This is a genomic window from Acinetobacter sp. YH12076 (genome assembly GCF_013419525.1).
GTDB lineage: Bacteria > Pseudomonadota > Gammaproteobacteria > Pseudomonadales > Moraxellaceae > Acinetobacter > Acinetobacter amyesii.
In genome coordinates this window covers 12,484-36,555 of the sequence record NZ_VOZY01000017.1, presented here as the reverse complement: position 1 = coordinate 36,555, position 24,072 = coordinate 12,484, and the positions used below count along the sequence as shown (strand labels likewise).

General features: G+C 43.1%; 14 protein-coding genes and 1 pseudogene. 4 read left to right on the top strand and 11 right to left on the bottom strand.

Features of this window, described 5'->3' with window-relative positions; all coding sequences use genetic code 11:
* Positions 1-303: 303 nt before the first annotated feature.
* From FTU22_RS14625 to FTU22_RS14610, 4 genes are all read right to left on the bottom strand, one after another.
* Positions 304-1,011, bottom strand: a complete 708-nt coding sequence (locus tag FTU22_RS14625; RefSeq protein WP_227518671.1) for a hypothetical protein — start codon at positions 1,009-1,011, stop codon at positions 304-306.
* Between the two features lie 149 nt (positions 1,012-1,160).
* Positions 1,161-2,405 (bottom strand): hypothetical protein, encoded by a 1,245-nt coding sequence (locus tag FTU22_RS14620; protein ID WP_159153671.1) that lies wholly within the window; start codon positions 2,403-2,405, stop codon positions 1,161-1,163.
* Positions 2,402-3,034, bottom strand: a complete 633-nt coding sequence (locus tag FTU22_RS14615) for a hypothetical protein (protein WP_004676008.1) — start codon at positions 3,032-3,034, stop codon at positions 2,402-2,404. Before FTU22_RS14615 ends, FTU22_RS14620 begins: the two co-directional genes overlap by 4 nt.
* Positions 3,035-3,058: 24 nt before the next feature.
* Entirely contained in the window at positions 3,059-6,778 is a 3,720-nt protein-coding gene (locus FTU22_RS14610; protein ID WP_078390059.1) for an ATP-binding protein, read from the bottom strand.
* 461 nt (positions 6,779-7,239) lie between these two features.
* Here FTU22_RS14610 and FTU22_RS14605 point away from each other — a divergent pair, with 461 nt between their 5' ends.
* The 4 genes and pseudogenes from FTU22_RS14605 to FTU22_RS14590 all read left to right on the top strand — a co-directional run.
* Complete coding sequence (locus FTU22_RS14605) at positions 7,240-7,887, top strand: hypothetical protein (RefSeq protein ID WP_004827010.1); 648 nt, start codon at positions 7,240-7,242, stop codon at positions 7,885-7,887.
* Positions 7,884-8,606: a hypothetical protein gene (locus FTU22_RS14600; RefSeq protein WP_159153672.1), complete on the top strand. Its 723-nt coding sequence runs from the start codon at positions 7,884-7,886 to the stop codon at positions 8,604-8,606. The genes FTU22_RS14605 and FTU22_RS14600 overlap by 4 nt, the downstream gene beginning before the upstream one ends.
* Positions 8,588-9,298, top strand: a complete 711-nt coding sequence (locus FTU22_RS14595) for a serine/threonine protein phosphatase (protein WP_004827016.1) — start codon at positions 8,588-8,590, stop codon at positions 9,296-9,298. The genes FTU22_RS14600 and FTU22_RS14595 overlap by 19 nt, the downstream gene beginning before the upstream one ends.
* Before the next feature lie 196 nt (positions 9,299-9,494).
* Positions 9,495-9,731 (top strand): annotated as a pseudogene (locus FTU22_RS14590) (hypothetical protein); the annotation flags it as partial.
* Positions 9,732-9,855: 124 nt separating this feature from the next.
* Here FTU22_RS14590 and brxL read toward each other — a convergent pair.
* From brxL to FTU22_RS14555, 7 genes are read right to left on the bottom strand one after another with little or no spacing between them, the layout of a single operon-like run.
* Positions 9,856-11,895: a protease Lon-related BREX system protein BrxL gene (brxL, locus tag FTU22_RS14585; protein ID WP_159153674.1), complete on the bottom strand. Its 2,040-nt coding sequence runs from the start codon at positions 11,893-11,895 to the stop codon at positions 9,856-9,858.
* 29 nt (positions 11,896-11,924) lie between these two features.
* A complete protein-coding gene (gene pglZ / locus FTU22_RS14580; protein WP_180095164.1) occupies positions 11,925-14,549 on the bottom strand; it encodes a BREX-1 system phosphatase PglZ type A in 2,625 nt (874 codons plus the stop codon).
* A gap of 43 nt (positions 14,550-14,592) precedes the next feature.
* Positions 14,593-18,114 carry a BREX-1 system adenine-specific DNA-methyltransferase PglX gene (pglX, locus tag FTU22_RS14575; RefSeq protein ID WP_180095162.1) on the bottom strand — a complete coding sequence of 1,174 codons (3,522 nt, stop codon included), beginning with the start codon at positions 18,112-18,114 and terminating at the stop codon, positions 14,593-14,595.
* A gap of 46 nt (positions 18,115-18,160) precedes the next feature.
* On the bottom strand, positions 18,161-21,841 hold the full coding sequence (brxC, locus tag FTU22_RS14570; RefSeq protein ID WP_159153679.1) for a BREX system P-loop protein BrxC: 3,681 nt from the start codon (positions 21,839-21,841) through the stop codon (positions 18,161-18,163).
* A gap of 40 nt (positions 21,842-21,881) precedes the next feature.
* A complete protein-coding gene (locus FTU22_RS14565; protein ID WP_002010699.1) occupies positions 21,882-22,457 on the bottom strand; it encodes a DUF1788 domain-containing protein in 576 nt (191 codons plus the stop codon).
* A gap of 16 nt (positions 22,458-22,473) precedes the next feature.
* Complete coding sequence (locus tag FTU22_RS14560; protein ID WP_159153677.1) at positions 22,474-23,085, bottom strand: DUF1819 family protein; 612 nt, start codon at positions 23,083-23,085, stop codon at positions 22,474-22,476.
* An 11-nt stretch (positions 23,086-23,096) separates the two neighbouring features.
* Positions 23,097-23,963, bottom strand: a complete 867-nt coding sequence (locus FTU22_RS14555) for a WYL domain-containing protein (protein WP_159153678.1) — start codon at positions 23,961-23,963, stop codon at positions 23,097-23,099.
* Positions 23,964-24,072: the final 109 nt, after the last annotated feature.

The following is a 24,072-nucleotide window of genomic DNA, read 5'->3' as shown; positions in this document are numbered from 1 at the left end:
ATCCATGCACGTGTAGCAGTCCTTAACAGATTTACGGAATTAGGTCGCCCACTTACCCAAGTTACGCCTTAAATTTGGATCAATTAGGGGCGCTTTGCATTTCAAATCTTTGTGCAACAAAGCCCTTTTTACGCCCCAATTGGATAAAAATGAACAATTTCGTAAATTATAAATCTTTAATACCAAAGTTACATGTTACTTATGATTAAAAAACATTTAAATGGTACATGTTTTTAAGAACTTTTAAAATGTAATTTTAGGGTATAGTCTAAAGTAACACCTTGAACTTTTGCAACAGTGCCCTTAAATTGCTATACACACCAATGGACCAAGCCGGTTCACGTTCTCTTGCATAACTGCAACTTTATTGAAGTTCACATGCTTCAAGATCGCTTTCATCGGCTCCGACATGCCTTCGGTTTCCGACAAATCCGAAATGTACTCTGACTGGTCTACATACTTATAGAAGTTGTTATCAGGGTGTTGTTCTTTAATGCTTTGCCAACATTGGGGAACCATCACAGAGACTGGTCTGATCAGGTTGAAATTATTGGCGATATTCAACCCATACAGGTCGAAATCGGTATACACCGCTACCGGACATTCTTCTGGCAGAACTTCAAGCAACTGATTGACTGACCGGCAGTTCTTACCATGCCCCCTGTAAAGGAATAGGCTGTCTTGCCATTCGAGTGGAACTTGCTGATACCAGTCCGAAATCCGTACAAGCATAGTGCCATTCTCAATAATGATCAGCTTCCTGATTTTTTCTACTGCAAGATGCTCTAAGGACACGGCTGTTGTCACGCCAGGATGTGCAATGTGCATCTCACCGGACTTTAACGGTAGTTGTGCATTGATCGCAGCAAACCAAAGCTGCTCACCGAAAACGCTGGCATTGCCAGACTTTTCATCTATACGATGATCAGCAAGCGATATTCGGTCTGCATTGGAGTCATACGTTACCTCTGGCTCCGTTTTTACATGCTTTCCGTACAGAACCCGAAGCACATCAAGATCTGATTCACTTAGATGCAGCTCACGTTTGATGATGCTACCGATCTGCATGTCTTTGTTCAGCATTGTCCATGTCTTGTTAAGCTTCACCACTCTGGTTTTAAGCTGTAAAACCGTCTGAATGATTGAGAGTTCTCTTTGCCCTAAGCGCATTGCATCACCTTTCCGTTGCTGTCTTTGCGACGAAACACGATATCTGAAATGTAGTAGTTGCCATTATATTTAGCATCCGTTTCACCCACTAACTGCAACTCAAGATGGTTTGAGTGGTTGAGTTCAAACTCATACAGGAGGCGACTAATCCAGTATTCAAATTTGCATCCAGGCTCTAGGCGTATGTAGGCGTTCTTTGCTGATATTTCATTGATTGCCGGACTGCCAAAAGCGTCAAAGAAGAAAAATGCAGCTTTATCCAGAGGTGAGACTGCCTTCACTATCGTATGCGTTGCCTTCTCTACCGGTGGGCGTTTTTTTTTAACAACTGGACCATCTTTTTTAACACGCTTCTGATTGGCTGTCTGAGCTACCGCAGATAAAGTGTTCTCAAAATCCTCAAGGTAGATATCGGCACGAGCTTTCAGCTTGATAAGTGGTACACGACGGAAGCTATCAGGTGCCTTGTTGAAATCAATATCGGCATTCAGCGTCCGGTTGTTGGCAAAATGACGGTGCAGCGCATCAATCAGATTGATTCGCTCCTGGGTTTTTATGTCCTTTTTCCATTCAAAGAGTTGCTTGTCCAGTCGGTGATGGCTGTGGTTCATTTCTTCAATGGCTTCAAACACGCTTGGCTTGAGACGTTTGGAGATCACTCTCTGCAAGTCTGCATCACCTACCGCCAATTCATCCATCGTATTTGGTGAAAGGATTTCCAGTGCCGTAATTAGCATTTTGGCAGTCTTTAAGCTTTGTTCAGCCTTACGCATTTTCATGTCGTAGTTGTTGAACAGCGACAGATACTCAAAGCACTGATCGGCAAAATTGGTCATGTTCTCGCTGATATTGTTTGAAAGCTCAATAATCAGGTCACTTGCTTCAACCTTTAATACTTCGGCACTTTCCGGGTCCTCGACTTTTGACAAGGCATAGTCGGTACTCACCGTTTTGATACGATCAATCAGACCGCTAATGTCGGGTGCGGAAATGTTGCGTTTCTTTCTGTTTTTATAGAAATTCACAAACTCAATGACGAAGTTTCTTAGATGCAGCGTGTTTTTTTCTGCATCCAGATACCCAAGATCGCAAGACAGCAAATTATCAATCAAGGATTTGTTTGATTCATTGACCTGAATAGACGAACTGGTAAACATGATTGCTTCGGCAATAGCATCAATGTTTGCAGAGAAAACCTTCGCCCCACGTTCAGCCGGATTCACGAAGTCGATCATAGTAACTCGCCCTGCTCCACATCATCTGTTTGAGTGATATCAATCGCATTGTGTTCGGCAAGGTACTCAGCTTCATCGTAGAAAATCGACCAACGTGAAGTTGCCAAAAACTCAGTACCCACAACCCCAACCGGCACTAAATATTCGCGCTGTACCAAAAACTGAATAACACCGTTGATCTGGTCTTTCACTGTGCTTGCGGTCTTACCCAACTTTGCAGAGAGTTCTTTTAGCCCTTTTTGGACATGCTTGGACTTCTCCACTTCAACCAGGATTTCACCAGACGTAATTCTGTCGCCTCCAATCAGAGGTTCATTGCGCCCCCCTGCCTTTCTGAACAGTCGCAGCCAGTCCACAAGTGGCTCCATTTTGCTGACGTTTTCCTCAAACTGTTTGGTGATGACCTTTTTGATCTCAGGGTCACTTTCAATATCAAGGTAAATCAGGAAATACCCACCACCGCACGGTGTCTGAATACACTTTTTGCCTAGAAAACTAATATGGTTGTTTAGTTGATCTAAAAATTCGACATCATTCAAAAACTCAAAGTTCTCAAAATCACTCCACTGGTCAATTAGATAACCTTCTAATAATTTGGTCGCTACTTTTGTTAATCGTTTATCAGCCATTTAAAATTCTCCACTTTTTCCCTATTAGACTGGTTCTGCTGCAAGCAATGGGTTATCGCCTTCGATTTCCAGTGGAACAACAGTGCTGACACCATTGGCTCCAACAATGTAGAGATTCTTAAACTTGTGGTTAGAGGTTGAGTTTTCCGGTTGAGCACAGACCAGATAGATTTTGTTATGGTCCATCATGTCGAACAGCAAATTGGTGTTGATCGCATCAAAGTTGCCAATCTCGTCAAGCGGGATATGGATGTAGGTCGAGTTATCAGGGCATAACTTCCGTGACAATGCGAGGAACATGATCAGCACCAGAATACGTGACGTTCCTGTACTCCCTGCACTGGTAAAGTCGTTGTCAGTACGCAGCTCGGCAAGACGACCATTGTTCATCACGCTCATTTTCAGACGTACCATAGAGCGGATATCATCAGTATGTCCTTTGGTGCTTTCAATTGCCTTTAAGGTGTATTCACAGCAACGAATGAAATCCTCGCTCGGAATGGAGCTGCTTTGCATGTTTTCAAAGGATTGATAGTCCTCACACTGCAAAACAAACTGATTGAGCTGATCTAGGGTGTTCTTGTCATTCAGCACACTTTCCAGATTCATTGAGAAGTCAGTGAATGCCTTGAACTTGTTGCTACGGTTCAGGTAACCAGACAGTTCCGTAGATACGCTCTTTAAACGCTTATTTAGATTAAGGATTTCCTGAATATAGTTACGCAACTGAGCCGATTTATTACGGAAAATGTTTGTGACTGCATCATGCTTTTTCGGCAAGTCGTAGTCCATGATGCTTTCGATGGTAGACATGGAGTTAATGGTGTTCATGGTTTCACTGGTAGTCCCCATACTCTCCATCTTTTCCTCAAACAGCTTGAACAGAGAGAAGGCTTCATATTTGCGCAGTAATGCCTTAGAAGCGTTTGTCTGCAAGCGTAATTGATAAATCTGTTTCTTCTGTGTATCAGCCAACGTACCCAGATCACGAGAGAAGCTGTCGAAGCTTAAAAACTCAGGTCGATCTACCTCTACCAATAGGATATCGTCATCGAACAGGTTTTCGATTTCACGCCCCTGTTTATCCAGCTTTTTGATTTTCTCCCTGAAATCTTGTGCACTCGCTTCAAGATTGTCCACTCTTGTACGAAGGGAGGTTCGGACTTGTTCAAGCTCACTTTCCAGTTTGGAAAGATTGTGGCTGTATTCAGATACAAGTTTCAGAGCTTGGTTCATGTCCTCGATATGGTTCTGCTTGTACTGATAGTGGTTTTTCTTCCACATATCGTACTCAGCCAAAATGCTTTCATAGCCTTTGACTTTGGTGTGCTGTGCAATCGCAGCCTTGATCTTCATTTCTGCCTGTTTCAGGATATTTTCATCCACGCCTTGCTCACGCAGTTTGCTGTGATACAGGTTGGTCAAATCATCCATCTTGGCTTGATAGCTGCTCTCTAGCTGCTTTTCCTTTGTGGCAATCAGATCAAGCTTGATACGCAAGTCTGCATAGGACGCATCATAGCTCTCCTTTAAGCCATTTTTTTCAAGCATGTTGGCTGATCGAAGCTCACCACGTTTCTTCGGCTCAATCTGATTGTTGAAAGTTTGCAGCTCGTATTTCGCTCTATTTACAGCTTCTTGCTCAATACGTGTAGCTTCTGCCTTCTTCGCTTTCAGCTCTTTCTCAGTCTGGTCATAAACCTGTCGGGCTTGCTGCTTCTCGTTTTGCAGGGTATTTAACTCATTTTCGAGTTTAACAACTGCAATATTGGTCTCGTTGATCTCTCTATGGATGGACTGAGCCAGATGCGATTGCTTGTCGTACTGCTCAACCAAAGAAGCCGTGTAAATCTCGGCATCTTTCAGACGTATTTGTAGTTGCTCAAGACTGTCGGCTTCCCCTGGAATCTCCAACTTGTTCAGGTCTATTTCAAGACCATAGAGGCTTAGGGCATTGGCATTCACGCCAGTTTGCCAGACAGGGTTCAGGTTGGTTTTGAAGAAAAGCTCAGGATTGATGACCTTCGCAATGGTAGTACGCCAGTCCACATCTTCATTCGGTGCATCATTCAGGAACCGTAGCAAGGTGTCTTTCTGGAACAGGGTTGTACGCAGATTCTCTTCTGACTGCTTGGCTTTCTCAAGCTTGGCTTTTAATCCATTAAGATCATACTGCGCCTTGTTTTGATCAAAATTAAGTTGTTTAAGCTTGTTTTGAGCCGCTTTCAATTCGTCAGACTTTGCAGACAAGGTATTCTCTTTGACTTCATAAGCCAACTTGAGGCGCTGTAGCTGTAGGTTTTCTTCATCCGTAAACAGTGTTGATTGGTGCATGCGCTCCATAGCTGCTGACTGGATATCCAGAAGCCTTTGACGTTCACTGGAAATTTCTTGATCAAGAATTTGGAGCTGTTCAGCCTGTTTGCGCTCAAGCTCTTTCACCTTGAGATCAAAGCGGTTTCGCAACTGGTTGATTGCCTCCTGAACCTCGTTAGATTCAGCATTAAGGGCTTCACTGGATGCCATTTTTTCACGAAGCAAATCTGCTGAATGCTTGTCGTACTCGCGGTTGATATTTTCGTAGCTTTCAGTCAAAAACTGTTTGTATTTCTTCGCTTCTTCAATCTCGTTGAAGTAGTGCGCACGTTTCTTATATTCCTGTTCCATGACGGAAATATTCATGTCTTGATAACGTCTTTCCGCAACTTCAATATCATGAATTGCCTGTTTAAAGTTACCTGCAGACTTTTCTTTTACTGCAATCAGCTCTTTGACTTGTACAATCTGGTTATTCAGGTTACGGACTGTCTCATTCCCTTTGTTCTTTACCGCATAGATTTCATGCTCTATCGAACTGATCTGCTGCTCGTAGTTCACCACATGGTCCCGGAGTACCAACAGGTGTGCATGAAGCGCATTAAAGGAGGCTAAGACCGCATTCTTTAACTGAATGCCAGAGATAATCTTCTGCTTTTCCGATTGAAGGCTTTGTAGGGCTTTCACATCATTGATGGTTGCTAACCAATCTGCGGTAGAGGTTGGTTTTGTTTTGATTTTCTCGTTGTCCAAATACGCTTCAATTAACATGGTTTTGAAGTTTGAGACAACATTGTTCTGGTTAATCGTTACCTGGGTCAGATTGCTCAGGAATTTTAGCTGTTGTTTGCTTCCAGACAGTGAATAGCGGTTGCATAAATCACGAAGGTTTCTTTCACCTGTCAGTCGTGATTTATCTGCAGTCAGCGTATAGATATATTCAGGGATGCTGTCGATCTGACGGCTCACATCAACGCCAGATTTATAAACCTGATCAAATACGTCTTTCACATTCTGAGAAAGACCCAAGATTTCCAGACTGCTCTCACTTAATAGCGTATCTTCCGCGCATCCATCAACAAATCGGTAGTTGTGCTTGCCCTGATTATTATTGCGATACAGCACCACACACTTTGTACCTGAGTGAGCAAGGTATTCAAAAATCACCATGCTTCGACTGCTCGGCAAATAGTAGTCTACGAAATTTTTCTTGTTTGCAGCTTTCTCTATTAACCCATTTGGTGAGGCACCAAAGAAAATAGGAATCAGGTTCAGGAATGAGGTTTTCCCTGCACCGTTGATACCGGTAATGTTTGTATGACCACCACTAATATCAACTCGGAATAGTTTAGATGAAAGAAAAGAATCATAAAGAATGATTGACTGTAAACCTTTCATAGAGGTTTCTTGAGGGTTAATAATACTCATTATATACCTTTTATAAATATTCATAAGTCTAATGGATACTTCAATTTTAAATAAAAACTGTAACTTTCCCTGATCTTATACTTTTATTAAATATAATGGCGGTTATCCGACATAGACACCAACTATCCCCAATTTCTGCGGATAAAACCGGGACAACTTTTAGCCATTTTTGTACGCCCTGGCGCACAGAGATTTAGGGATTTTGCGGCTAGGGCAGCTGCGGTTTTTTACTTATGATGAAGTCATACAGGAACAGGACGTTCCGGAACATAAAACAATAACGATAAGTTCTAGCACCAGGATTATTAGGTAGACAGCCCTACCTAGCACCAAACATGAAAAAGCCCGACAAGATGTCGGGCTTTTTTATTTAATATTATTTTTAAAAAATACTTGCAAATAGTGTAATGAGTTGATCAAATATGAATTCAGTCCACGGATTAAGGACAAGGTAACTTAATATGATTAAACCTCAAGACATTCTAGTTCTCGTAAAACTGATCTCTATTGAGAATCAGCACCAGATATTCAAAGAATACTATTCAGAAGCACAACTTGAGTGGGATAAATTAGAAGATGAGCAGTTAGATATCTTTTTAAAATTAAGTGCTTTTTATGATTCTTTATCAATCAGAGGGTTGGCTGAAGCAGTAGTTATTAGTAAAAGTGAGGTTGCAGAATCTTTAAAGCGTTTAATCAAGATAGGGCTATTGATCGTAACCTCTAATTCACCATTTAAGCGATTAGAGCTAGTAGAAATGCAATGGAAAACCAATAGAAGAGCTCTCTTAGACCTAATTATTTACAGTTTTCAATACTTTTTCCATACAGAAGTTGGTGCTATTGATATTGGTATTCCTACTGTTTTCAATAATAAAAAACTTTCAGATCATTTATCGTATTCTTCTTCATTACCTTATATTTGGCCCGCTCAAAGCTATCAATCAATTTCAGGATTAGCAGTTGAACCATTATATAAATCTGTACCATATGCAGCGTTAGATGATAATTTCCTGTATGAAGTTTTTGCTCTTATTGATGTGTTTAGAATAGGTTCCCCAAGGGAAAAGAAAATAGCTGAAAAGTTATTACGTGAGTATCTACAATGAATAATGCTTTAACACAAATGAAGATGCTAGAGCAGGTTATAAGTGCTTTAAGCGAGGATCTTATCAAAGACCTAGTATTTATTGGAGGGTGCACTACTAGCCTGTTTTTAGATCCAGAAAATTTATCTTTATCAACTAGATACACTCAAGATGTTGATTTAATTGTAGATATAAAGACTACAACCCAATGGTATGAGTTAGATGAGAAAGTCAGAAAACTAGGGTTTAAAAATTATCAAAGTTCAGATCCATTTGAAAAGAACACGGACTTCACTTGTCGCTACCAACTAGGGGAAGATCTAATTGTAGACTTTATGCCCACTGATGAAAAAATTTTAGGCTTCTCTAATTCTTGGTATCTAGAAGCTTATAAGAAAAAAGTAGAGTATAAGCTAGGAAATAATTTAATTATCAATACCTTAATGCCTGAATATTTCTTAGCAACCAAGTTTGAAGCATTACATGGCCGTAAAGAAGATCCCTTATATAGCAAAGACTTAGAAGATATCATCACAATTTGCTTGGGACGATCCTCCTTAGTTGAAGAAGTCTATAATGCTCCAACAGAACTCAAAGATTACTTATCTGACCAATTTAAAAAACTCACTGAATTAACTGATTTTGAAATCATAATGGAAGATCAATGTAGATTTGGCTCAAGAGAAAGAGCTTTACAAGTAATTCAAGCGATCATAAAACAATGGCCAAAAGCATATTAATAAACTCCTTTTCCTTATGTCAGAATCTTAGCGCACCAGAAAAATTTGGAATCGATGCTGTAGGGAACCTTACTGATAATGAAAATCTATATTTTTGTTACGTAGTGGATGGTCATGGGGGATGTAAAAACAGCGACATACTAGTTAAAAATTTTCAGGCTTATGTGCTTTCTTTGAAGGACGTCTTTGCTCAATTAAATAATACTACACAAGATATACATGATTTTTTTGAACGTCTAACAGAGAATTTTTATATAGAACATCGGGGAAAATTGCGACCTGCAGCAATGAGTATTTTGATGGTTATTTTTAGTCAGACTCAAATTTATTCAGCACATTTGGGTGATTGCAGACTTGGGAAAATCAATAATGAGCAACAAATCAGTTGGATTACTTATCCTCATAATTTAGCGATGAGCTTAAATAATCAAACAGATCCCCAAAGTATCGAAATGATACTTAGGTCTTCTTCAAATGATAATATTGTCACCAAGTCATTTAATACAAAAAAGTTAAAACCCTTGAGCTTTAAGACCTTAGATATTGAAAAAAAATCCACATATATTCTAGCATCCGATGGATTTTGGAAGCTTTCAGAAAATGATATAAAAACAATAATTTATAGCAAAAATTTATCCGAAGTATCTTCATTATTTGATGATATTTCTCTATGGGTTATATCATTCATTTAACATAAAGTCTCATATACCCAATTCGGATGTTAAAATCAAATAAACCTAATTTTTATAAGCAGATACTCGCTATGAACCGTACCGGGTTTGTCGGAGAATTTTTATTTAAGTTAGGCCACCTGACCTAACGGGTTAATCTTATCATTGTACATTGCTTCAAACTCAAAAGGCGATACATTGTCAACGGCATTCTAAAATTGCCCCCTTTTACCTTACAAATGGCAAAGTAAAATTGACCCCTGAAATCAGAGAAAGAGCGGTTCAATTACTAATTGAATCTGAAAAAGATTATCCTTCTACTTGGGCAGCAATCACAGCTATTGCTCCTAAAATCGGTTGTACTCCTGAAACATTGCGTGTTTGGTATCAAAAATATTTAGATCAACAAAATCCTGTCAAAATACAACAGATATCTGATCAAGAAAAAATGAAGGGTAATCCCCCACTAAAATACTAGCTCTTTAAAAGAGGCAGTATTATGCTTTTACAACATGGTGTTTAACTTGAGAAACTGAATTTAAAACAATCTACTGTAACTCTTCCAGACAGATATGAAATTAATCCACCCCTAGCCCCTTAAACACAGCATCTACCGGATCTGCATAAAAGCTGGTCTGGAACTTGGTAAACAGTTCCACAGGAATCGTTGGGATATCTGCCGCACTACTCATTGGCAAAGCAACCTTCTTGGCACCAGCATCAAAAGCAACTTGCAGACATTCGGCAATACTTTCCACCGGTGTCACAGAACCACCCAAGCTCATATCACCCAGTACCACCATCTGACTTTGTACCGATCGTCCTAACAGGCCAGAAGCGAAAGCCACTAAACTTGGTAAGGCAAGATGGCTGAGCGGCCCGGTATTCTGTAATTCAACCACATGTAAGTGGAAGTCATGTTCCAGCACCTTACTGCCACCCGATATTCTGGATGCATTGGCCTTGAAGTAGTCAAATGCGATTTTGACCTGCTCCTTGGCACTGCTTGAATTCCATAAGCCTGATGTCGCCAATTTTCCAGAACCTTTGGTCACTTGAAGTTCTAAGCGGTATAACCCCGGCATGCCTTTATTACTCAGCCCGATGGTATACAGAAAACCTGGCTTGGCTGGACCTTCAGGAATCAGTCCGCCACCCCCCTGCTCTTTGACGGAAACAAAGTGCTCTTCTAGGGTGTCATTGTCGATATAGCTAAAATGCACATCATAGAATTCCATCCCTCCAATTTTCTTCAGCTGTTCTTTAACCCGACGGCGCACCTGCAGTGCATATTGAAGACATTGCCGTACATCTTCTTTATTAAACTGACCGTGTGGGTAGAGCAGCTTCATCAATCCAGAAACCGTCTTGCGAACGGCGATCACATCACGCTGATTCAGGTTATTTCCGAGTTTGAAGTACTTCTCAATGGAATCTGCAAAGCTACGCTTGCGCATTTCCCGGAAGAATTCAGCCAGATAATCAACAATCAGGCCATAACGGTTGGTGAAGAACTCCGGGCGCATCTTGGGAATTTCCCAGCCGGGGATGTAAGCATGAAAACGATCGAAGAATGCCGAATCAATCATGGCTTCAGGGAACGGCGCCAAGAGATGGCTTGTTTTAACCAGAGATTCCACACTTTGGTTAATATTACCCACAAAAACCATCGAAGCTGAGGCTTCCATCTGTTCACGACCACGGGCAAAAGATCCAGAGGCCATGTAGTCTTTCATGATCTGTACGCCATCTTTGTCCTTAAAGGAAATACCAGCGACTTCATCAAAGGCCACCACATCCCAGAGTCCAACCAGACCAATACGGCGGCTACTCATGTTATAGAACAGATTGGCGACAGTGGTTTGCCCACCTGAAACTAGAATACTATTCGGTGAACACTCTTTGTAAATATGGCTTTTCCCGGTACCGCGTGGTCCAAGTTCACAGACGTTATAGTTATTTTCAACGAACGGAACCATACGCGCTAATAGGTGCCATTGCACGTCCTCTTTTAACGAAGCCGGTTCCATGCCGATCGAACGGATTAAACTCTCGCGCCACTGATCAGTGCTTAATGCTGCTCTGCCACTGAAAAGTTCATCCATATTCATATTCGGCATTTGAATCGGCTTGAGTAAACTCACCCCAAATGGAGAATTGGTTTGTCCTTCTTCATAATAGTAACTGAGCGTAGCAATGACCCAGATACCACCAACAAGTAATTTTTCATACTCTTTGACGATGCCTGCCGAGATTTCGGCATCTTTGATGCCCAGATTACTAAATGATGCTTCGTATTTGTCTTTACGCTCATTCAGTTTTACAGTCACCCGATCAATGACCTTATAACTGCCCCGTTCACGGACCAGGGATTTCACCTTCTCGGCTTCATCCGGTCGGACGTAGTTCTCAGCCAGTACGGTCTTTACGTTACGTAGTCCCTGTTCAATGATCTCTGGATCATCCGAGGCACAGTACATCCCCAGCAGGTATTCGAGTACATAGACAGGGACATTTGCCCCTTCTTTGATCAGTTTAGTCAGATCCTTACGTACCACCCGCCCAGCAAAGTGTTCATTCAGCAGCTGATCCAGTTCTTTATCGTTAGCAGATTCCATGTAGGCTACGCTCTATCGTTAATTCGTTATCAGGAGAAGTCATCGGTAAATGCCAGATCAATGGTGACCTTATAGCGTTGCATTTCGATATTCAGGTCTTTGTCCTTCAGCACTAGGAAGTAATCCTTCTTACGGTCAAAATCAGTACCGGATAATGACAGTCTGACCTGTTTGACCCGATCGGCAACAGAGTCGGTACTGCTATCAAAAGTCAAGGTTTCTTCACTGGAAACTTTAAGATCCCCATCATAAATGGCAATGGATAAAGTCACTGGCATGACCAGCTCACTGACAGCTTCGGTTTGCATCAAATCAAACTTCTGGATGTTATTGACCATCTTCAGCGTGGATTTGGTAGAAATGACCTCAACTTTACGCTTGGTCCGCTGTCCAGCCTTTTCACCACGCAGCTGTTTTACTGTCAGTACAGGCACTACGATTTCCTGAGGCATGATTCCGCCATGTACGAAACGTGAGCCTCCCACAAAATGGAAACGGTTCGCCCCTTTTGGAATCCAGAAATCAGTCGCAGATCGTGTGCCTGCCGTAGCTTGGGTTGAGCCTTTCCATGCTTCCTTGCTCTCTGGTAAACCATGCCCAATCACATAGCGTTTTTTGCTTTTCAATGCATTGGTCGGTTTTTCAGTCAAGCTTGAACGATCCGCAGATTCCAGTTTACTTTGCTGGAACAAGAAGCCATGGTCGGCTGTGATCAACAGGGTAGAAATATTGAAATGCATCAAGATTTTGCGGCTAAGTTCGGTCAGTTCTTCAATGGCATGTTCCACCGCCATAAAGGTTTCTGATTCTGTAGAGGCACTGTCTCCCCGAGCATCAATCACGTTGTGATAAACGTAAATCAAATCATGGTCTTTAAGTGCTTCACGGCCTTCATCACGCGACCAACCTTTTACCGTTTCAGCGGTAACCGCCAATCCATTATAGGCAGCCAGAATTTTGGATCGTGCTGCAGTCCCTTTGCTGGACTGCCCATCTACTAAAACATCATCACCTGCGGCCTCTTTGTACTCCAAAGTCTGATGCGGCAACAACGAGGCCATGCCAAGTGTGGTGTAACTTGGGACAACGCCCAGCTGTGAAGACAATGTCGCTTCAGAATAACGCTTTTCATTGATACGATCACGCAGCTCTACCGTAGCTTCATAGCGAAAAGCATCACTGATGATCACCACAATACGGCGTTTCGTTGCAGAATTCAGCAAGGGTCTGACATGGGTATCATAGAAGTTTTGCTGATTTGGGATATCTGCCATTTTCCAGACATTCAGACGTTGCTCTGCTTCAATCCGCTCTCCCCAGTTGCGCGCCATGTGATCGATATACCAGTAGGAATAGCAATTTTCGACTTCTTCATCGAGTTTTTTCAGGATATCGACATGAGCGCGTTGAGAAGCAGCACTGTAGTGGCGATAAGCCATATCAAAGCGATACAACTCCTGCTCGTAGGCTTTATACAAAGCTTCACTCGAGTCGAAATAGAAACCGGCATCAAACTGCTGTCGCAGGCTAAACAGCTCAATGGCTGCCTGCAACGCTGTATAGACAGTACGATATTTACGGCGTGTTGCATCATCCTTATGTTTGGAAGCCCAATAGCCATCCAGACGGGTAGAAATAATCGTTCTGAAATGTTCCAGTTCAGCTTTGGTTGCTGCAGGGATCTGGCTGGCCAGATCGACAATGATCTTTTGTTCAATCACTTCAAAGGTCATGACATCGAGCAGCTGCTCCAGATCAAAGACCCCGACCTTCTCCTGGATCCGCAGTGCATTGGCCACGGTCTGAGAGAGTGTATCGAAGGTTGGGTAGTATTTAGAACTGTCTCTCCAGCGCGACAAAAAGGCTCTAGCCGTCGCACGGGAGCTGACGGATGACATCACCAGTTCTTGAGCCCATACGGGGATATCGCCCAAGCTTTCACAGAAACCTGTGCTCATCAAACGGATAAAGAACGTACCGAGCTTGAATGGTGCTTCCCCATTCAACTCTTCAACCGATGCTGGATAACCAATTTCCGCCTGTAATGCTGTGACTAAAGCTGGCACTAGTTGGAATTTTTCCAGTTCAGCAAAGGAGTCTGGATTTACTTCCAGAGCCAGGTTCTGCTGTACCATTTCATCTGCCAGTGCCAGAACGATATGCATAAGTTCGGCACTGTCAGCCTTGACCACAGCCGCAATCATGGCCATATCCAGATCCTGTGCATCTGCATCAGGCTGGATATAGCGTTTCAATGTACTCAGACGGGCTTTGGCTTTAAGGAATTCTTCACGTTTGGCCAGATGTTCTCTTAGACTCTGCTGCTGTAAACCCAGCTCATTGAAAATAATCGAGAAACGATCGGCATAGAAGCTGCGTGAATACAGCTTGATGTCCAGTAACCAGTCTTTTTCGGTCTCAGGCTCAGGACTAGGGAAATACAGCAAGTATTTACCCTGCTGATCCTCAAGTTCCAGTTTGAGCTTGATCTCCAGACTCGACTCTTCTGCCATATTCAGAATATGAACATCATTCAGTTTTAACGCCTTTACTTCTTCGCTAAAGGACTGTTCCGCATCGTACCAGAAGACAATCCGGTGCTGTTCAATATAAAAGGCTTGTTCCAGACCTTGTTGTAGTTGACTTAAATTCATGCAACGACCTCATCAAGGTCTAGTACCGGAGAAAAAGCATTCATCATTTCTCCCCCGTAATCGCTTTGACTTCAGCCAACAAGTCCCCAAACTTGCCATAGTTCACTTTCACCCCATCATCTAGATCCAGTGAAATACGCTGATCGGCATAATGGCGCAGTTTTTCCTCAAAACTACTGAGTTCAGCCTGTTGCTTATGCAAGTTTTGCAATTCTTTCTCTTTTCGTTTGATTTCAGCAGCGGAATCACTGTTTTCGATTTCACTTTGCAAAGAATTGGCCATAGCGGACATTTTAGAAATCAGCGGCATGACGTATTCGGTACGCATACGTGCCAAGGTACTTTCGTTATAACGATGCAAGTACACCAACGCCTGGAAAGCGCCCTGTTTACCACTGCTGAATAGCCAATAGATCGGCCGCTTTTTATAGGTCTGCATATGGTCTTTATAGAACTTGCTGGCTAAGTAACGGCGAATGGTGTCTTCTGCTGTTTCACTAGCTTTTTTATCCAAGCTTTCTGCCAACCACTGCATATTGGCATCCAGCGTGTCTTTGCCCCAAACCGCAGTTAAGAACTCTCGAATACGGTGCGTTGCATCGTCTTCAAACCAGTGCATTTCGGTGAGTGGAATAATGCCGTCAGCATCCGCTGGGAATGTTTGATAACGACTGGCATCAAAGTCTTGATTGCCTGCATGGGCATAGATCAGACCTGATTCATCCAGGCTATAACGTCCCATCATGCAACCAATTGCATAAGACACTAAACGCTGGCTGTCTTTTTCACGGTCGGCACGAGTCAGAGTGATTTGCTCATCGGGTACATCTGGCGTCAGTTCATCCTGTAAACCATAAGCGTCAATAAACAGCTTATTGTTTTCTTCTTCTAGACGTTTCATTTCTGCCACAGCGTCAGCATTTTGCTGTTGCCATGTGTTAAATGCTTGTTCTAAATTGGATTGTTGGGTACGAATAATAGGGTTTTCAGTAAAGTCCCATGAGGTTTCGTAAGAGTCCCAATCAATTTTAGAAATTTCATATAGCTTATTTTCAATTTTAGATAACCGACTATCATCAAATATTTTTTCTAAAACAGGAGTTATAGCTATTACTCCATTACTGTAATGTAATCCTTGCAGAGAAATATTAACTAAGGTCTGAAAAACTTTAGAGTTCATAAAACCGTGCAAAATAGATTTATGCTCTTGTTTCTTTAAAATGGCTGTTGGACCTGTTGTGTCAAATACAAAGCCTTGACCAACACTTCTAGCATTAAAATAACTTGAAGTTAAATCACACCAAGTCACTCCTCCTTTAAAATAATCATGCGCATTACGGATAACACTTTTCTCAAATTTTCTTAATTCAAAACCATCATTTTCCCAATTTATTACCCACTCATTATTCCCATACCATCGTCTAAAGCCCCCCCCTTTGCTATGAGGAAACCATTTTCGACCTGATTGAATTGCCTTAGTAGCGTCTGTAGCCTCAAAATAAATTTGATTTATATTTAATTCATTCCATAGTTTTAAATACAGATTATTATCTGCGGTAGCTAACCCTTGTCTTGCATCAGCATATTCTTTTAATGGTTTACCAAATGTGAATGCATCTACTATTTTATCACTCACCCAATAAGCCACAGGACTTCCAGGTATTTTCTTAAAATCATCTGGTTTAGCAGAAAAAAACCAACCACAATCAGGATTGTTAATCGCTTCTATAGTTTTCGGTGCTTGATTTTCATGTCCCTTAAATTCAGATAATTTAATATAACCACCAACAAAATTTGCTATGTGTGATTTTCCTACAATGAAAGCACATACAGGGACACACGCTGGTTCAAAGGCATTGTATTCAAGTTGAATGAGTGATTGTATTGTCGCATCTGTAATCAATTTGCTACGCATTTGCTCATAGGACGAAATAAACATCCATACGTAAGGTGTTACAAACGCTGTTTCACCTGATGCTTTAGAAAGTTCTTGGCATCGCTCTATAAACATTGCGAACATATCTGACTTGCTGTCAGGGAATGTCTTTTTCGCAAAATCTTTAAGTGCTGTATTCATGCCTTTACCGCCCATATACGGCGGGTTTGCAATTACTGCATCATATTGTTTAGCAAGTAATATAGCTTGTTGTACTAAAGGCAATAACTCTTGTGCTGACTGTTGTGCAAAAATATCCCCTGACTCTAAAGCTGTATTCAGCTTGGTTTCTAAATCAGGCAGCTTTTTAGCAAATGCTTGAGGAATTTGAATCAAAGAACCAAAGTTCGAAGCATGTTCAAATAGGTCCAACAGTTCTTTTAAATCTGCCTGTGCAATATTGGCACTAGCTAAATCTTGGCTAAATGCTTCTAAACGTTCAGGTTGACTGTCTTGTAGCGCAATAATATTCAGCTTTGGTGGATTGCTAAATAAACGGCGGTCATCTTCACGCGCTTTCATCAACAGTGCAAAACTGGCGAGCTGTGCTGCACGGGTATCAATATCAATCCCGTACAGGTTGTTTTCCAGAATCAAACGTGGAATATCACGACTGCGGTAACCACGTTCCAAATAAATCGCTTTTAAGCAATCGTAGGCTTCCACCAGAATATGCCCCGAACCACAGGCCGGATCGAGCACGGTAATGCTTTCAGGGTTTAAAGTATCGCCATCTTCACTAATGCGTACATCAATCAGCTGTTTCAGCTGGGCATTGACTTCATCACTTTGCTCAGCCGGCTGAATATAGTATTCCCACTCACTGGCCAGCGTACTATCAGGCTGTGCCATCATCCATAGACGACCAACACTGTTTTGCACCAGATATTTCACAATCCAGTTTGGGGTGAATAACTGTGTCGCGGCAGGAATGTCCTCACTCTTGACGACTTTACCAATCACCTGATCTTTCTTTTCAGAAATATAGAACTGATACAGCCAACCAATAATCTGCACATCCGACCAGTCTTCTTCTGGAATGCTGCTGACCAGATCACGAATCAAAGAATCGGTTTTGGTCAAATTGTCAGGTAATAGTAGTTCAGATTCATCAGACACCTGTTCGAACAGGAGTGGCATGACCTGATTCAACGCATGACACTGCGCTAGTAACAATTCACGATAGAGTTCTTCGTCTTTATTGCCATCCAGCTTGAGTTCAGCCACACGGCTGGCATCTAAATTCGGTAGCTCAATGTCCAGACATTCTTCCAGAATCTGTGGCAAGCCTGCACTACCATCGGCACTGCTGAGCACACGGCGACCATGATCCAGTAAGCCTTTGCATTCCATGTAACGAATGGCACAGAGACGGTTAAACCAACTGTAAGCGATATAATCAATCGTCTGCTCAAAACTGCTGGTTTGAATGCGCTTGATCAGCTTGTCACGTGGTTTCATGACGGATAGCGGAAAAACCTGATCGCCAATCAGCAGCAAGTCGCCTTTCTGTTCTGCCGGTAAAATGCGGTCTGCGGTGATGCCATACTTGGCGGCCTGCTTGCGCATCGCTGCGATAAAATCGTTACGTGCTTGCGGTGCGTATTTTTTAATATGACTGGTATTCATCTTTAAACCTTTAATTAATGGCTGATGCCGATATCCCTAACCCAAGTTAGCGGATACGCACACGCTTTTTATCACTCACAATTTTTTTCAATTCAGCTTTGAGTGCGTCTACAAACTGATCCACTGATTCTTCTGTTTCCAGATAGACACTGCTGGAGGTTTTGCTGTAAATGCTGGCGACATCGACTTCTACCACCGGTTTCGGTGGCACTACGGCTGTCACAGGCTGTACCGGACTCGCAGCAGGTGTTGATGTAACTGGGCTAGCGGTGGTTGCAGTGTTGGTTACACTCTCTGCTTTGCTCTGAGCCAGTTGTGCCGCTTTGGCCTGACGCTGGATTTCCGTCTGAACTTCGCTTTCCAGCTCATACAAGGCTTCATCAAAACGCTCCACGGCGGTTTGGGTTTGCAGCATATAGATGGTGGATAGGCTAGTTTCCACTTCAATATCCGCTTTGAGCAATTGCAGCGGACGTAGTAGCTTGTTACTCAGCTCAGCGGTAGCGATGCCACTGTTTTTAATCTCGGCTTCCAGCTGCTTGATTTTGTCATCAATGTGTTCTATCGCCTGATTGCGCTTCTCAGTCAACAATTGCTCATTGACGCTTTCCACTGTACGAACTAAATCAGCGACTTTATTTAACAGGCCATAGGGTGATTCAAGGGTGGCAATACGATGTAATTCGGAGAGGGCTTTTTTTGCCACCTCATCACTGCCCAGCGCCTGTTTGTTTTTCTCAAAATGACGTAGAGCCTGTTGCAGTTGTTGCCAGCTTGGCATCTGGTTGCTGAAGAATTCATGAATGTCACGATAGTCTTCTTCCAGATCCAAATAGTCATTCTTGTTCTCAACCACCGCTTTAAAGAAATCGAAGCTGTCGCTATTCGCCAGCAGACGTTCCAAAGTCAGAATCGACTTTTCAATCACTTTTTTGCCCGGGAACTGTCCGACATCAGTTTTACTCTTATAGGACTTAAAGTTGGCTAACCAGTTTTTAAAATGTTGGGTATAGAATTCAAACAGCTCTTTCTCAGTCGCTGGCCCCATCGCCGAGAACAGCCCTTGAGTCAGTTGGCGTGCCTGTTTCAATACCTGATCATCAGTCTGGCGCTTTTTAATGATCGATACATCACGGCGACGGCGGCTGTTTTGTAAAGGCTCAAAGGCATCTTTTAACTGTAAGCTGCCGCCATTTAATTGCAATGAAATCCGCCCCATTGCCGCCAACTGCCCCACCAGCAGTAAAATCTCGGCATCTGGCCAGCCATAAGGGCGTTTGACAAAACGATCTATCACATCTGAGACTAGAATACGCTCTGTACCAGTGGCGCGTAGTGCAATGTACTGCTCCACTTCCTGTAGGGCTTTGGGATTGCTCTGACCGCCATCCAGAGACAATCCGAGCTGCGCCATATCATCGACAGTCAAGACGGCGTTCAGTTCACGCCAGGCATCCTGCTGATAGACTTGCAGATAGCTCAGTTTGGTATAGGTGTTTTCCAGCAAATAACGACAAGCCTCATCCAGCTTGGTGGTTGGACTTGAAGATGAAAGTTGTAGATGTTGACCCAAGGCATAACTTTCCGCGTCCAGCAACATTTCTTCGACCCGGGCACGCAGGCGTTTTTTACGCTCCTGGTTCTCTCGGCCACGGTCTGCCAGGATACGGGTGATATCGGACTGAGTGCCATCATCATTTAACCGAATAAATTTATTGGTTTTCAGCCAGGTGCGCAGTTCATTAAAGAACTGTTTATCGTCTGCCAGTTTAAACAATATCTGCCCTTCGGCCTCGGCGCTTTTACCAATACAGAAAGCTTCTGTGTAGAGGTTATATTCCGTATCCAGTGGAGAAATGATTTCAACTTTCAAATCGCTCTCATACTTGCCATCCAGGCTATGACCATCCAGAAAACGACCAATCTGATAGTCCATCTTGTTGGCTTGATGGCGGTATTTGTTCTGATCCCTCAGTAAATCTTTAAAGATTAGATTAGCTAACTCTTTATTTTCTTCTGAAGCCGCTAAGTCTGTGGCTTTAATTTTACGGGTGATATCGCGTTCTTCATTGGTCAGGAACAGGAACTCATCACCATTCCTAGTAATCAGGCTCTCTTTTTCCAGACGCAGTAGGCTTTCTTCAATCCGCTTGCGTAATGCCAGCTTATCTTCATCAATTTTCTCAATCGACAAAGTCACCAGGTTATCCAAGGTACCTTTGATGATATCGACATAGCGGATCATGAACAGGGTACGCAGCATCTGCACATCAAAACCATCCAGGGTTTTATTTTGCCCTGCCTGGTCGATGGTACGCTTCACTGCTGTATCCAGAAATCCTTCCACTGAAGTATAGAAGCGGTGGAAAGGAACCAGGGCACCGACTTCATCTGTAGCAATCGCATTGGCAGCCATCTGGAACGCATCCAACATGGACCGTTCACCATAGGCCAGGTGTGCACCGGTCGCACCGACCTTACGGATTTCTTCAAAAACTTTCTGCACCAGCTGGAAATGGTACGGCGCAAAAGGATAGTTATGGATAAAGCTGTCTGGACCCTCATAGTTCTTGAGTGTTGGGCCTGAACGGTCAAAGGTAATCTGGTTTTTTAAAATATCGCCCTTTTGCTCAAACACCGATCTGAGCAATGCTTCAGCTTCTGGAGTTTTACGTAATAAACGTTTTTGAATAACTTCATCGGTATTGGAACTGGACAGCGATAAACGGGTTTTAAAACGTCCAGCAATCTTGGAGAAATCATTGGCTTTGGAAGAAGACATCTCACCTAAAACAGCATCGATGTCTGCCTGTGAGGTCACGATAATCCAAGCGCGGCCTTTACAGATCGTACCCAGGTTTTCAGTAATGGTTTGCAGTGTCAGCATCAAGCGAGTATCGCTGCCAATAAACTGCCCCACTTCATCGACCAAGAACAACATGCGTTGCTGGGGTCCTTTACTGTCCAGGTATTCTTTCACCCACTGACAGAAGTTTTCCACCGAAACACTAAAGGTCTGCTCAGAATCCTCAAACCACTTGTGTGCAGCTTCAGCGGATAGGTTGAGGGCTTGGGAAATCGCGGTTTCAACATCATCCTGATAGAACTGATAGCCGTCACGCTCCTCTAGCCAGGACATGCCGCTAGATTCCTCAAACGCCTGTTTAAAGCGTTCGTAGACACCTTTCTGGCTCAGGTGACGTTCCATATGGGCAATATGTGGATGGTCAGCACTAAAACCCTGATACTCGTTAAACACACGTAAAAACACATTCAGGATTGGATTGCCATCATCATTGGAGCTGGCTTTACTGTCGATGTTAAACAGGATGACATCGGCATGATGGCTGACGGCCTTACCAATATCGGCACGGATAAACGCATCACGAATTTTGCTTTCATCAAAGAATTCTGCGGCGCTACGCTCGTTACCTTGCGCATCACGTACCACTTTATTGGCCAGAATATACGACAAGGTTTTCAGGAAATGTGATTTACCTGAACCAAAGAAGCCTGAAATCCATACGCCGACACGGTTGGCAATCGAAGGATCGCTCAGGTCTGTGCCATAAGACTGGAAAAAGTCCCGAAAATGCTTTTCCAGTTCATTGGTGACCACATACTCATCGAGTTCCTGATAAACCGTAGTATTGTCATTCTGGTCTGCTTTTACGACCCCGTTAATCGCACGATCTAATGGCTTATAAAAAAGTTCTTTAATGTTCATCTCAATCAATTCCCCCGAATTCTTATTTCTATTTGCCGTGTTAAGGCACTAATCTGAATGCTCTGTAGTAATTATTGCTTGGAATTTTTCCAAATAAACTCATCGCTTGACCGTCGTAATAACCTGGGTAAAACAGCACCACTGGCTTATGCCCCAGTAACGAATGCAAACTGTTTAATAAGTGATGGGCACGTAACAGTGGCCAAACCGACCCTACCCCAGTCATCAACACAATATCTTGCGCATTGGTGGCATATTTACTCACCAGATAGGGCGCGAACTTATCCATATGCAGTGGGCCTTTCAGCGCTTTGAGCAGCGCCTCATCGCCTTTGGCTTTTTGCATTTGAATGGCTTTATCGATGAAGTTACGTTCAGCCAGATAATCCACCACGGCTTGCAGCAGGTTGATATTCACCACCTTCAGCTGACTGTGTTTTTTCTCCAGCATCCCGTCTAGAAAATGCAGATATTCGCGCACTTTCAACTCATCTTCAGGTGCATAATCAAAAATCCAGAAGCCAATTTCATTGCCCAACCCTTGACCGGTGAGAAACTCGGTTGAAAGTATTCGCTCTGGAATCTGGTTCAGACGCTCATGTATTGTTTGACTCATTGCTGCCCCTCTACAACTACCGCGTCCATAGCGACACTTCCATAGATCTTTTAATGCGTTGTTTATAATGTTCTTCCAACAGGCTACGCAGCTCTGCTCTGACGATCACGCGCTGTAACTCCAGCTTACTGGTACTTTTTAAGTAACCGGCTTCTGCCAGCATGCGAAACACCACCTGCCCCATTTTTTTCTTGCTGGACTCTTTCCATTCGCAGATATCCGGATCGCGTTGTGAGCGCTCATCCAGAAAGTCTGACCAGATATAACTGTCCAAGTATTGCGCCTGGGAGATATAGGCATCCCTCATCACCGTTTCCATAAACTCAAGCAGCAACAGGTTGCGTTCCAGTGCCCCACAAAAAGCCACCTGGGTCGCCAGCTCATCATCCCCATCACGCAAAGCTTTCCAGAAATCAGGCTCTAAGCGCTCCAGACGCTTACGAATAGCGGTGGCATTGCGTTGAGCTGAAGCAGGCGTTCTTTTTTGCAGAATATTGTCAATCTGAATTGCCTGATGCCATTGTTCTGGAGTCGCTTCTCGTAATAACAGATCCGCGATAAGCCGACTTTCACGCACCATCAGGGAGCCACCAATCAGGTCACTGTCATAATGAAATTGCTCTAACATGGCCAATCTCCTTATGACGCCTGATCAAACAGGTAAGACGACAGCTTTTCGATATCTGAACCTTTTAACACTAAGGGATATTTCAAGGCATCTTCCGCCTCAGCCAGCGTGATTGCGGCCTGATATCGCTGTAAGGTATAGTGAGCCAGGGCTTTTTTCACCGGAATCTGTAATCTGCCATCGGGCATGCCGAAGTCTTTTTCGACCAGCGCTTGTTGTGATGAGTTCAATTTTGGATTAGGGATCAGCGTCAGTACAATTTCTTCATGCCATTGCTGATCCTGAGCAGGGTCTACTGACTCAATCGCCACCACAACAGGTGTGCGATCAATTCTGGAGAGTAAAAAGTCCTTAAACTGCTTGCTCTGATGGCAATAGGCACGGACATGCCAGCGAAAACCGGTATACACCAGGGTGTGTGGGGAAATGATGCGTTCATGCCACTGCGGATTCTGCATCGAGGCATAAATCATTTTTAAAGTACTTTGGTTGCGGCAGGCACGCAAAACTTCCCGAATCACTTCAGGACGTACACTGCGATCAGGTAATTGAACTGCTGCAAGATTCGGTTCTGGCATCGCAATCAGGGCATGCGATTCACTGACCAAGCCCGAGAGCATATTGAGATATTCATTGATATGCGCTGTAGTCAGTACAGGCTGGAAGCTGGCTTTAGGCACATAGCCTTTTACGGAGGGGTCATGAATCAAGGCATCGGGGTTATACAGCGTATTGTAACGCTTGATATCCGCAGAAGCCTGCTGTCGACTCAGCCCAAACCAGCTCATCAAACGATTGGTAACCAAACGACCTTCCCAGTATGCAAGGAGTTCAATGGCTCTCATTCTGAGAAGGACTTCATGCTTATCTGTCGTCATATACCAATCAGTCAATAAATAGCAGTTTTAAGATTACCCTACAGCAAATATACAGTAAACATTTTTGACGGTATTTAAAGGTAGTATTGCAATCACCAGATAAAAAATA